The sequence below is a fragment of the Amycolatopsis sp. NPDC006131 genome (assembly GCF_040614175.1).
GTDB lineage: Bacteria > Actinomycetota > Actinomycetes > Mycobacteriales > Pseudonocardiaceae > Amycolatopsis_E > Amycolatopsis_E tucumanensis.
The window spans coordinates 1-11959 of sequence record NZ_JBEXTX010000030.1; the positions used below are offsets into that span (position 1 = coordinate 1).

12 protein-coding genes are annotated in these 11959 nt (G+C 72.1%); 6 read left to right on the forward strand and 6 right to left on the reverse strand.

The genetic code is table 11. The features are described from left to right. Nucleotides 1-72: 72 nt before the first annotated feature. From ABZ215_RS17640 to ABZ215_RS17650, 3 genes are read right to left on the reverse strand one after another with little or no spacing between them, the layout of a single operon-like run. Nucleotides 73-1242 (reverse strand): acyl-CoA dehydrogenase, encoded by a 1170-nt coding sequence (locus ABZ215_RS17640; protein WP_020422721.1) that lies wholly within the window; start codon nucleotides 1240-1242, stop codon nucleotides 73-75. Continuing rightward, a complete protein-coding gene (locus tag ABZ215_RS17645) occupies nucleotides 1239-2219 on the reverse strand; it encodes an alpha/beta fold hydrolase (RefSeq protein WP_354950296.1) in 981 nt (326 codons plus the stop codon). The genes ABZ215_RS17640 and ABZ215_RS17645 overlap by 4 nt, the downstream gene beginning before the upstream one ends. A gap of 1 nt (nucleotide 2220) precedes the next feature. After that, complete coding sequence (locus ABZ215_RS17650) at nucleotides 2221-3174, reverse strand: VOC family protein (RefSeq protein WP_354950297.1); 954 nt, start codon at nucleotides 3172-3174, stop codon at nucleotides 2221-2223. A 123-nt stretch (nucleotides 3175-3297) separates the two neighbouring features. On the opposite strand from ABZ215_RS17650, the gene ABZ215_RS17655 reads away from it, so the two are divergent. From ABZ215_RS17655 to ABZ215_RS17670, 4 genes are all read left to right on the forward strand, one after another. Beyond that, a complete protein-coding gene (locus ABZ215_RS17655; protein ID WP_354714473.1) occupies nucleotides 3298-4248 on the forward strand; it encodes a helix-turn-helix domain-containing protein in 951 nt (316 codons plus the stop codon). Nucleotides 4249-4614: 366 nt separating this feature from the next. Continuing rightward, the gene (locus ABZ215_RS17660) at nucleotides 4615-6855 is read left to right on the forward strand and encodes a xanthine dehydrogenase family protein molybdopterin-binding subunit (RefSeq protein ID WP_354950298.1); all 2241 of its coding nucleotides are present in this window, start codon (nucleotides 4615-4617) and stop codon (nucleotides 6853-6855) included. Nucleotide 6856: 1 nt separating this feature from the next. Then, entirely contained in the window at nucleotides 6857-7327 is a 471-nt protein-coding gene (locus tag ABZ215_RS17665; RefSeq protein ID WP_237340276.1) for a (2Fe-2S)-binding protein, read from the forward strand. Beyond that, on the forward strand, nucleotides 7324-8136 hold the full coding sequence (locus ABZ215_RS17670) for an FAD binding domain-containing protein (protein WP_354950299.1): 813 nt from the start codon (nucleotides 7324-7326) through the stop codon (nucleotides 8134-8136). Before ABZ215_RS17665 ends, ABZ215_RS17670 begins: the two co-directional genes overlap by 4 nt. Before the next feature lie 35 nt (nucleotides 8137-8171). Here ABZ215_RS17670 and rraA read toward each other — a convergent pair whose 3' ends face one another. Beyond that, nucleotides 8172-8648: a ribonuclease E activity regulator RraA gene (rraA, locus tag ABZ215_RS17675; RefSeq protein WP_157358820.1), complete on the reverse strand. Its 477-nt coding sequence runs from the start codon at nucleotides 8646-8648 to the stop codon at nucleotides 8172-8174. Then, the gene (locus tag ABZ215_RS17680; protein ID WP_354950342.1) at nucleotides 8639-8938 is read right to left on the reverse strand and encodes a helix-turn-helix transcriptional regulator; all 300 of its coding nucleotides are present in this window, start codon (nucleotides 8936-8938) and stop codon (nucleotides 8639-8641) included. The genes rraA and ABZ215_RS17680 overlap by 10 nt, the downstream gene beginning before the upstream one ends. Before the next feature lie 46 nt (nucleotides 8939-8984). Between ABZ215_RS17680 and ABZ215_RS17685 the strand changes: the two genes are divergently transcribed. After that, nucleotides 8985-9587, forward strand: a complete 603-nt coding sequence (locus ABZ215_RS17685) for an HAD family hydrolase (RefSeq protein WP_020422713.1) — start codon at nucleotides 8985-8987, stop codon at nucleotides 9585-9587. A gap of 150 nt (nucleotides 9588-9737) precedes the next feature. On the opposite strand, the gene ABZ215_RS17690 is transcribed toward ABZ215_RS17685, so the two are convergent. Further along, nucleotides 9738-11537, reverse strand: coding sequence for a helix-turn-helix domain-containing protein (locus ABZ215_RS17690; RefSeq protein WP_354950300.1), 1800 nt, complete (start codon nucleotides 11535-11537; stop codon nucleotides 9738-9740). A 140-nt stretch (nucleotides 11538-11677) separates the two neighbouring features. On the opposite strand from ABZ215_RS17690, the gene ABZ215_RS17695 reads away from it, so the two are divergent. Then, nucleotides 11678-11923, forward strand: a complete 246-nt coding sequence (locus ABZ215_RS17695; protein WP_020422711.1) for a hypothetical protein — start codon at nucleotides 11678-11680, stop codon at nucleotides 11921-11923. Nucleotides 11924-11959 lie beyond the last annotated feature (36 nt).

Here is an 11959-nt window from a genome sequence, read left to right on the forward strand (position 1 = left end):
CGCTGTCGCGCTGTCGCGCTGTCGCGCTGTCGCGCTGTCGCGCTGTCGCGCTGTCGCGCTGTCGCGCTGCCCTCAGCCCTTCAGTTCCAGGAACTCCCAGTGCGCCTCCGGCGCCAGGCCGGCCATCCAGCGGCCGCAGTTCTGCAGCACGACCGGGCCCGACGTGATGTGCTGCGTCCCCGCGTGGAGGTCCCTGAAGAAGCGCTGCAGGTCGCCCCTGCGCAGCGCTGCCGTGGCCGCCCACTTGTACACCGTCTGGCCCGCCGCGTGCACCGACCACGTCGTGTTGTTCAGCATCAGCCGGGTGAGCGTCTCCTGCTCCGTGGTCAGCAGCGAACCACCGTCCAGCGTCGCCTCGTTGGCCTCCCACACCTCCATCGCCCACGCCCGTGCCGAGCGCAGCGCCGCCTCTGCCTGCGCGTACTCCGCGTGGAACTGCCCGGTGTCGACCGACGCGCCCGGCGTCCCGGACTTCCGCGCGGCCAGCGCCCGCATCTCGTCGAGCATCCGGCGCCCCACCCCGAGCGCCCAGCCGGTGTGGCACACGCCGGCCATGTTCGCCAGCCCCATCCGGTAGATCGCGCCGCCGTGCCGGGCCGCCATCGTGGTGATCTCGTACACGTGCGTCGACGGCACGAACACGTCCTCGCACACGTAGTCGATGCTGCTGGTCGCCTTCAGGCCCATCACGTCCCAGTTGTCGACGAGCGTCGCCTGCTCCTTGGGGAACGTGAAGATCAGCGCCTGCCCCGTCTCCTCGCACAGCGCCGCCGTGTGGATGTGGCTGGCCATCGAGATCCCGGACGCGAAGCTCCACTGCCCGTTGATCACGTACCCGCCGTCGACGCGCCGCGCGGCGCCCAGCCGCGTGCCCTGCCCCGCCATCAGCGCGTACCGGTTGCCCGGCACGTCCGGGAACAACTCCGCCGCGGCCTCGTCACCGAGGTAGGCGGCCGTGGTGCCGGTGACCATCTGCAACGCCATGAACGACCACCCGGCGGAGGCGTCCGAGTAGGCGATCTTCGCGATCGTCTCGATGACCTGTCGCGGCGAGAACTCGTACCCGCCCAGGTCCCGCGGGATGCCGATCTTCAGCGCCCCCGTCTCGTGCAGCACCTGCGCGACCTCGTCGGTGAGCCGCCCCAGTTCCTCGCCCTTCTCGGCGTTCGCGGCGAGCACCGGCGCGGCCTCGTCCAGGCGCGCCATCAACCCGTCGAACTCGTCGCTGACGTGCAGGCTCATGCGTCCGTCCCCTCCAGTCCGCGGATCCAGTCGATGACCGGCCGCACCGTCTCGTCGGAATTGGCTTCGAAGATCAGTCCGTGCCCGTTGCCCTTGACGCCGTGGTCGGGCAGGTGCAGCCGCACGGCGAGAGCGCCCGCGTCGCGCAGGAAGTCCACTACCTGCGGCGCGAAGTCCGCGAACGCCGACGCGCCACCGGTGACGACCACGACGGGTTTGCCCGCCAGCGCCGGGATCGGCATTCCCGCTCGCACCTCGGCCGGGTCGGAAACCAGCGGGTCGTAGGTGATCGGCGCCGAGGTCAGCCCCCAGTCCAGCGAACCCATCCCGGGGATCTCGCCGAAAGCCGGGCCGACCGGTTCGACCGCCACGATCGCCACCACCGCATCCGGTCGCGCGTCAGCCGCGAGCCACCCGACCGGACCGCCCGCGGAGTGGGTCACCAGCACCGCGGGACCGGTGAGGTCCAGCAACCGGCCCAGCCGGTCGGCGTCCATCCGCTGCGACTCCGCCAGGTCCGCGGGCAACGGGCCCATCGGGCACAGCAGTTGGTCGACCTCCGCCTCGCCGTAGGTCCACTGGACCTGCTCGCCGCGCCGCTCCTCGGGCAGGAACAACGCCCGCGCCGCCTCGTACGGGAACGGCGCGCCCATCGGCGCCACCACGTCCGGGTGGTACGGCGAACGCCCGTGGCCGCACCGGTCCACCACGTACACGGCGAACCCGGCCTCCACGAAGCGCGTCGCCCAGCCCGGCCGCCCGTCCGGGGTGCCGGTCCAGTCGGTGCCCTGCCCGCCGCCGCCGTGCACCAGCACCAGTGGGTACGGCCGGGTCACCTCCGGCGGCGCCTCCCACTGCACGAACATCGGCGCCCGCTGCACGGTCACGCCGCCGGCCGCCACCCGCTCGCCCGGGATCCATAACTGCCCGCGCCGCACGGTGATCTCGTGGCCGCCGGCCACATGTGGTGCGGTCACGTCAGATCTCGATCGGCTCGAGCCGGGCGAGGATCTCCTCGCGGCGGTGCTCGAACTGCTCGGGCAGCTGGAACCGCGTGCCCAGCTCCTTCGGCGACTCGTCGCACGTCCAGCCGCCTTCGGGGTGAGTCACGGCCAGCTCGAACAACGCGCCGCCGGGCGTGCGGACGTACACGCTCTTGAAGTACTTGCGGTCCTTCAGCTCCGAGATGTCGGTGTAGCCGCGGCCTTCGATGTCGAACTTGACCTCGTCCTGGTTGCGCAGGTTGCCGACGTTCCACGCGAAGTGGTGGTAGGTGCCCGCGCCGTAGCCCCAGGTGCCCTGGTCGTCGGTGCGGTTGACCGTCAGCTCGAGGTGGTTGCCGTACTTGGCGTTGCCGATCTGCAGCGCCGCGCGGTCGCCCTCCTCGGCGAGACGGCCCTGGGAGAAGAACGATTCCTCGGCGAACTCGACCATCCGGTCCGGCGTCGCGACGTGGATGCCCACGCCGTGGATCCCGTGGATCGCGCATTCAGGCGGCACGCCGTAGCCCGCGTGCCCGACGCGGTCGTCACCGGTGTTGCCGACGAAGACGTACTCGATGCCGGACGGGTGCCGGAACGCGAGCCGCCGCTGCCCGAACACCTCGACGTTGTCCACCTCGACGTCGTGCTCGGTCAGGCGCCGGTGCCAGAAGTCCAGTGAATCGTGCGGCACCGACAGCAGCACCTCGCGCGCCTGGTTCGTGCCGCGTTTGCCGTAGAACCCGGCCTGCGCCCACGGGAACGTGGTGACCACACTGCTGGGGTCGCCCGTGGCGTTGGAGTAGTAGAGGTGGTAGATCGGCAGGGAGCCGTCGAACAGCACGGTGCGCTTGATCAGGCGCATGCCCAGCACCTTGACGTGGAAGTCCACGTCCTCCTGAGCGCCCGCGACGGACAACGTGACGTGGTGGGAACCTTCGACGAACGCCATGAAACGCCTCCACACTGAGGTTTTCCGCGGTGGTGTCGCAACGGTAGATTCGGCGGACGGCGCCCGTCATGAACGATGGGCGCACACCGCTGTCGAATGCGCGCACAACCGGTGGGGATGACGATGACGTCACTCGCGGACGTGGTGGCCGTGGCGCCCCCGGCCTCCGGGCCGAAGGTCGAGTTCGGCTCGTGGACGCACCAGGTGGAGCGCAGCGTGCTGCGGTTCCACTTCGACTGCGAGCGCCCGCGCGCGTTCGCCGGCATCGTCCGCAACCGCCCGCTCGCCGACGTCAACTTCGTCGACATGGAGAGCGGGCGGCACGCCGCCTACCGGGACGCGGCCACGATCTCGCCGGACGAGCAGGACTTCTACGTGATGACCCTGCAGCTGTCCGGGCAGTTGCGCCTGGCGCAGGACGGGCGGACCGCGGTCCTGAAGCCGGGGCAGTTCGCCATCTACGACTCCGCGAAGCCCGCCGCGATCGTCTCCAGCGACGACTACCGCTCCACCTGCATCCGGTTCCCCAAGCGGTACCTGCCCGCGCCGCCGCCCGGGATCACCGCGACCGCCTTCGAGTGCGAGCCCGGGCTGCCGTCGACCGTGTGGGGCATGCTGCTCAGCCTCAACCGGAACGTGGAGTCCCTGGGCCCGCACGGCCCGCGCGCGGTGCGCACGGTGATGGACCTGGTGACCGTGATGCTGCACGGCACGCGCTTGCTGCCCGGACGGCGCGAGGTGCTGCTGGAGCAGGTGCGCGAGTGGATCGACGCGCACCTGGGCGACCCGGCCCTGGGCCCGAACGCGGTCGCCGCCGCGCACTACATCTCGCCCCGGCACCTGCACAACCTGTTCGCGGGCACCGGGTTCACGGTGTCGTCGTGGATCCGCGCCCGCCGTGTCGAGTGCTGCCGCCGCGACCTGGCCGACCCGCGGCTGGCCGCGACGCCGGTCGCCGCGATCGCCGCGCGCTGGGGGTTCAAGGGCGCGTCCCACTTCGGCCAGGTCTTCAAGCGCGAGACGGGCCGCACCCCCGCGGAGTTCCGCGCGGAGTCGCTGGCGGGCCTGCGGTAGCGCGGTGGAGCCCGGGGCACCAGCCGGAGCGGGACGTGCTGTGGCGCCCGCGTGGCGGCACGACGGCTCCGTGCAGGTGCCCGTCGGCGGACCAGTGCAGGAACTCCTCTTCCCACGGCCGGTTTTCCAGGTCCCGGCGCTCGGTGAGCTCGATCTGCGTGGCAGCGAACTCCCGTAGCCCGGCGAAGATTCGGCTCAGCTTTCCCACACCTGGAGCGTGCTCCAGCCGCGCCCCCGGCACGAGTGGCAGAACCGCACGTGTTCGGCAAAATTCTGCCAGCGCCGTCTTCCGCGGGGCGAACCCGAGGGTGACTTCCGCCGCGCCAGGAGGCATGATCGCGAAGTATCCGTAGTGGGAGGCCAGTTTTGAGCATCGTCGGCACCAGGGTGGTCCGCATCGAGGACCAGCAGCTGATCACGCAGGGCGGGACCTACGTCGAGGATCTACGGGTGGAGGCGCTGACCGGCGCGGTGCACGCGATGTTCGTGCGCAGCCCGATCGCGCACGCCCGCATCGCCTCGATCGACACCTCGGCCGCGCTGGAGGCGCCCGGGGTCGTCGCGGTCTACACGGCCGCCGACATCGATCTCGCCCCGCACAAGGCGGGCCCGGTCGTCGAACCGTGGCTCGCCGACGGCGTGGTCCGCCACGTCGGCGAGCCCGTCGCGCTCGTGCTCACCGAGGAGCGCTACCAGCTCGCGGACGCCGCCGAACTCGTCGACATCGACTACGACCCGCTGGACGTCGTGGCGAGCATCGACAGCGCGCTCAGCGACGAGACCGTGTTGTTCCCGGACCAGGGCACGAACCTGCTGCAGACCACCGGCGGCGAGTTCGACGACAAGGCCTTCGACGAGTGCGAGGTCGTGGTCACCGAGACGATCCTCAACCAGCGCGTCGCCCCGGCGCCGCTGGAGGTGCGCGGCGCGGCTTGCGCGTGGGGCGAGGACGGCCGCCTGACGTTGTGGCTGTCCACGCAGAACGCGCAGATCTCCCGCTCCACCGTCGCGAAGGGCCTCGGCGTCGAGTCGGCGAACGTCCGGGTCATCACGCCGGACGTCGGCGGCGGGTTCGGCGCGAAGATCGGCACCGACCCCGAGTCCGTCGTGCTGGGCTGGGCCTCGAAGCGGGCCGGCCGTCCGATCCGCTGGGTGGAGACCCGCAGCGAGAACCTGGTCGCGATGACGCACGGCCGGGCACAGCAGAACACCGTCACCATCGGCGGCCGCCGCGACGGCACCGTGCTCGCGTTCCGGCTGGAGGTCGTGCAGGACGCGGGCGCCTACCCGCGCACGATGTTCCTGCCCACGCTGACCGAGCTGATGGGCACCGGCGTCTACCACTTCCCGAAGGTGGAGACGGGCAGCCGGGCCGTCGTCACCAACACCACGCCGATCGCGGCGTACCGCGGCGCCGGGCGGCCCGAGGCGGCGGCCGCCATCGAGCGCGCCATGGACCTGTTCGCCGCCGAGATCGGCATGGACCCGGCGGAGGTGCGCCGGGTGAACTTCATCCGCCCGGACGAGTTCCCGTACCAGTCGCCGACCGGCGCGAACTACGACACCGGCGAGTACGCGAAGGTCCTGGACAAGGTCCTCGAAGCCGGCGGGTACGAGCAGCTGCGCGCCGAGCAGGCCCGCCGCCGCGAGGCGGGCGACCCGATCGTGCTCGGGCTCGGCCTGTCCGCCTACGTCGAGGTCACCGGCAACGACCGCGCGGGCGAGGCGGGCAAGGTGCACATCAACCCGGACGGCTCGGTCACCGCGTGGACCGGCGCCTCGCCGCACGGCCAGGGCCTGGACACCACGCTGGCGATGCTGCTGTCCGACCAGCTCGGCGTGCCCATCGAGAAGATCAGCATCCGGCACGGCGACACCGACGAGGTGCCGCGGGCCATCGGCACCTTCGGGTCGCGATCGCTGCAGCTGGGCGGATCCGCGCTGCGCCAGGCCGCCGACCAGGTCATCGAGCAGGCCCGCGCGCTCGCGGCCGACCGGCTGGAGGCCAGCCCGGACGACATCGAGCTCGCCGACGGCGCCTTCCAGGTGCGCGGCGCGCCCGCGAGCGGTTCGGTGACCTGGGCGCAGGTGGCCGAGCAGGCCGACCTGACCGCCGACGTGTGGTTCGGCGACGGCGCCCCGACGTTCCCGTTCGGCGCGCACCTCGCCGTCGTCGAGGTCGACACGCTCACCGGGAAGGTCGAGCTGAAGCGGATCATCGCGTGCGACGACGCGGGCCCGATCGTCAACCCGCTCGCCTTCCAGGGCCAGCGGCACGGCGGGCTCGGCCAGGGCGCGGCGCAGGCGCTGCTGGAGGTCATGAACTACGACGCCGACGGCAACCCGACCACCGCCACGCTGGCCGACTACTCGTTCATCACCGCGACCGAGCTGCCCGACTTCGAGCTGGTCGACTCCGAGACGCCCACGACGCGGAACCTGCTGGGCGTCAAGGGGATCGGCGAAGCCGCGACGATCGGCGCGACCCCCGCGGTGCACAACGCGGTGGTCGACGCGCTGTCCCACCTGGGCGTGCGCCATCTCGACATGCCCACCACCCCGCTGCGGGTCTGGCAGGCTCTCACCGACGCGAGGAAGGCGAACTGAAGTGAAGGTCTCGATCGAGATCAACGGCACGACGGTCTCCGAGGAGGTCGAGGACCGCACCCTCCTGGTCCACTTCGTGCGCGAGCAGGCCGGGCTGACGGCGACGAACATCGGATGCGACACCACCTCCTGCGGCGCGTGCACGGTGCTGCTCGACGGCGAGTCCGTGAAGTCGTGCACCGTGCTGGCCGCGCAGGCCGACGGGCACTCGGTCACCACGCTGGAGGGCCTGCACGGCGACGGCGGCGACCTGCACCCGGTGCAGCGCGCGTTCCGCGAGGAACACGGCCTACAGTGCGGTTTCTGCACGCCCGGGATGATCATGGCGTCGGTGTCGCTGCTGGACCACAACCCGAAGCCGACGCGCCAGGAGGTGCGTGCGGGGCTGGAGGGGAACCTGTGCCGCTGCACGGGTTACCACAACATCGTCAACGCGGTGATGAACGCGTCCGGGCAGGAGGTCCAGCGGTGATCCCGGCCCAGTTCACCTACCGGCGGGTGTCCTCTGTGGACGAGGCGCTCGCGGTGGTCGCCGAGCACGGTGACGACGCCAAGCTGCTGGCGGGCGGGCAGTCCCTGCTGCCGCTGATGAAACTGCGCTTCGCCGCGCCCGAGGTGGTCGTCGACATCGGCCCGCTCGACGAGCTGCGGTACGTGCGGGCCGAGGGCGGCGAGATCGCGATCGGCGCGATGTCGCGCTACCACGACCTGCACCACGACCCGGTGCTTGCCGAGCAGGCGCCGCTGCTCGCGCACGTCGCGGGTGAGGTGGGGGACCAGCAGGTGCGCCACCGCGGCACGATCGGCGGCTCGCTGGTCCACGCCGACCCGGCGGCCGACCTGCCCGCGGCGGTCCTCGCCGTGGACGGGGTGCTGGTCGCGCGCGGCCCGGACGGCGAGCGGCGGATTCCGGCGGCCGAGTTCTTCCAGGGGCCGTTCGAGACGCCGCTCGCGCCGGAGGAGCTGCTGACCGAGGTGCGGATCCCGGTGCAGAACGGCGCCGGGTGGGCGTTCGAAAAGTTCACGCGGCGGTCGATCGACTGGGCGATCGTCGGGGTCGTCGTCGCCGGGAGCGCCGTGTCGCTGATCAACATGGGCGGCACCCCGCTGCGCGCCACGGCGACCGAGGCGGCCCTGGCCGACGGCGCGTCCGCCGCCGAGGCCGCCGCGCTGGCCGCGGAGGGCACCTCCCCGGCCGACGAGGCCCACGCGACGGCCGAGTACCGGCAGCACCTGGCGCGCGTGCTGACCGAGCGGGCGCTGGTGTCCGCCGGTCGTTGAGCCAGAGGGGCGGGCCGGCCGGCCCGCCCCCACGCTCAGCTCTCCAGCAGCACGATGCCGTCGTCGTCGGCGTAGAGCATGTCGCCGGGGTGGAAGGTGACCCCGCCGAAGCCGACCGGCACGTCGACCGCGCCGTTGCCCGCCTTGCTGCTCTTGCGCGGGTTGGTGCCCAGCGCCTTGATGCCGATCGGCAGCCCGGCGAGCACCGCGCTGTCCCGCACCGCGCCGTTGATCACCAGGCCGGCCCAGCCGTTCTCCACCGCCGAGCCCGCGATGAGGTCGCCGGTGAGCGCGGTGTGCAGCGAGCCGCGCCCGTCGACCACCAGCACCGCGCCCTCGCCCGGCGTGGCGAGCACCTGCTTGACCAGGCCGTTGTCCTGGTAGCACGAGACGGTCCGGACCCGGCCGGAGAACACCCGCTGCCCGCCGAACTGGCGGAACTGCGTGTCGCACACCCGGAGCTTGTCGCCGTGCTCGTCGACCAGGTCGGCGGTGGAGGAGGTCACTCGGATCGCCTTTCGTCGTGGTGGGCCTGCCGGATGGAGTCCAGCAGGCCGGGGAACCGCTGGTGGATCTCGTCCCGGCGCAGGCGCACGAAGCTGCCGTTGCCCGCGTCGCGCTGGTGGATCAGCCCGGCCTGCCGCAGCACCCGCCAGTGGTAGGTGCGGGTCGACTTGGCGACGGGCAGGTCGAACGAGGCGCACGCGTGCTCGCCGTCCGGCCGGTCCAGCAGGTCGACGACCACCCCGCGCCGGTGCCGGTCGGCCAGCGCCGACAGCACGGTGCCGAGATCGAGGTCCATCGCGTCCCCTTGTCGTAGGTACGAAGGTGATAGTACCTTGCCGGTCATGCTCATGGTCTTCGACATCAACGAAACCCTGCTCGACCTCGCGCCGCTGGACGACGTCCTCGGCGGCGAGGAGGTCCGCACGCGGTGGTTCGACCTGCTCATCCACACCGCGCTGGTGGTCACCGCGAGCGGCCGGTACCAGGACTTCGCGCAGCTCGCCGGAGCCTGCGCACGCGCCGTCGCGCCCGACGCGGACGTGCCACGGCTGGCCGCGACGCTGCGATCCCTGCCGCCGCACCCCGATGTGGAGCCCGCGCTGGCCGAGCTGCGCGACCAGGGGCACCGGCTGGTGGCGCTGGGGAACTCGCCGCAGGCGGTGATCGAGGCGCAACTCGCGGACCTCGGTTTCGACGCGATCTACTCGGCCGAGGCGGCGGGCGCGCTCAAGCCGTCCCCGGCGGCCTACGCGCTGGTCGAACACGCCGGCGAGCCGCCGGTGATGGTCGCCGCGCACGACTGGGACATCGCCGGCGCGCAGGCCGCGGGAATGCGCACGGCCTTCGTCACCCGCGACGGCCGCCGCCCGCTGCCCGCACACGCGAGTCCGGATTGGACGGTCACGGATCTCGCCGAGTGGGCGCGGAGCCTGCGCACCGCGTGACGTCGCCTGGGGAGAGAACACGGCTGCGTGGTGAACAAGGCGCCCGGAGTGGGCGCCTTGGTGCCGGGTGGCTGGCCCGCACCCGGAACGCCAACACACCACCCAGACAGCAAACACACCGCCCAGAACGGCAAACCCACCGCGCCGGCGTCAGTGCACCGGCGTGACGATCCCGTACTCGTGGATCTTCCGGTAGATCGTCGCGCGGGAGATGCCCAGCAGTTGCGCCGCGCGGGCCTTGTTGCCGCCCGCGTCCTCCAGGCTGCGCACGATCGCGTCGCGTTCGACGGCCTCGAACCGGTTCAGCGGACGCCGCGTGATGGTGTGGTACTCGGCCGGCAGGTCGTTCGGCCGGATGGTCCCAGTGCGGCGCCGCTGGGTGATTTCCCGCAGCACCTGGTGCAGCTGCGCCGTGTTGCCCGGCCATGACGCCCGCATCAACAGGTGCATCGCCTCCGGTGAGCACGTGATCTGCCCGCCGTGCGACAGCTTGCTGAGGAACAGCGGCACCAGCTCGGCCAGGTCCTCCACGTGCCGCCGCAGCGACGGCACCCCGACCGTCCGCGGGAAGAACGCGAGCAGCTCCGCCAGCCGCGGGCTGCTCTCGGCCTCCGGCGTCAGCGTCAGCGCCACCCACGGCCCGTCCGGCCGCGGCACCTGCCGCAGCACCGCGACCAGCGCGCGCACGTCCTCGTCGCCCAGCCGGTCGGCATGCCGGATCACCAGCGTGTCCACCGGGTCGTCGAGCAGCTCGTGCCGCACGTCCCCGGCCCAGCCCGGTCCGGCCTCGGCCGCGTCGAGCGTGTGCAGCCGCCCGGCCGGGTTGCGCCGCCGGTGCACGCCCTGCGCCAGCGTGTGCTTCCCGACCCCGGGCTCGCCTGCCAGCACCAGCCACTCGCCGCGGACGAAGCTGCTGTCGACGGCGTGGCAGCTGCGCGACCACGTCGGCGCCGACCCTGCCACGCCGGGCAGGAACATCGGCACGGCGGGCAGCGTGACGCCCGCGCCCCCGTCGTCGGTGTCGACCAGCTGCACCGACAGCACCCCGCCGGCGATCTCGCCGGTCCGCTCGCCCGCCACACGACGGCAGTACATCCGCACCTTGCCGCCGCTGGACAACACGATCGTCTCGGTGGCGCGCCGGGCCGCGGACAGCGCCTGCTTGGCGTGCCCGAGCACGAGCGACTGGTCGGCCGGGTCGAGGAGCTGGCGGGCGGCGTCGTTCATCATCACCACGTCGTCGTTGAACGCGATCACGATCCCGGTGGTGCGGCGGCAGGCCTGCAGGTAGGTCTGGAACAGCACCAGCTCGCGCATGGTGCTGTGGGTGAGCAGCGCCTGCCGGATCTGCTCGGCGGTCGACCTGGCGAGCGCGACGAGCAGCCCGCCGGCGTCCTTGCGCCAGCAGGTCAGGTCCACGGCGCCGATCGTCTTGCCGGAGATCGGGTGCTGGATCGGCACGCCCGCGCACGCCAGGTTCTCCAGGTTCTCCGCGTAGTGCTCGTGCCCGAACACCTGCGTCGGCCGCCCGTCGGCGAGCGCGGTGCCGATCCCGTTGGTGCCGACGAACTTCTCGCCATAGCTGAACCCGGGCGCCAGCTCCACGCTCTGCAGGTGCCGGTGCAGGTCGTGGTCGCCGGTGCGCTGCGTGAGCACGACGCCGGACTGGTCGGTGAGGATCATGCTGATCGGCTGGCCGTCGAGCTGGTCGCCGAGCCGTTCCAGCACCGGTTGCGCGCCGCGGATCAGCGGCGTGTCCAGGTTCTGGTCGCCGCTGTAGGGCAGGTCGATGCGGTCGGCGGGCACCTGGAACTCGCGGGAGCGCCACCAGGACGCGAGGATCGCCTCGCGGACCTGCCCGGGCTCGACCGCTTCGGCCGTCAGGAACCGCAACCGGGTGCGCGCCAGCTTGACGTCGTCGAGCACCGCGCCGCCCCGGTCGTGGTCCACTCTGACCTCCTGCCGCTGCCCCGCACAGGGTAGTCCGGACACCGCCGTTGTGTCCTGGGTCACAAGGTAGCCGCCCGGCCGGTCGCACCGCGTCTCAAATTGAGACACGCCCCTGTGCCGGCCGGGCGTGGGATGGGTGCATGCCCGAGGAAACGTACAACCCGTGGACGGTCGTGAACGTCGTGTTCCACCACCTCGTCGACCAGGGCCTGCACCCCACCCTCGGGGACGGGCACCCGGGCGACCCGGCGGCGGAACTGCTGCGCGCCCTCGGCATCACGCCGGAGGCCGAGGGCGACGCCCGGCAGAAGGCCGCGGTGCACGACCACCTCGCCGAGCTGCGCCGATCCGTCTTCGGCGAACCTGAACCGCCTGTCTCATATTGAGACCCGCACGCGCGGGCGCCCGGCCTCCAATAGACG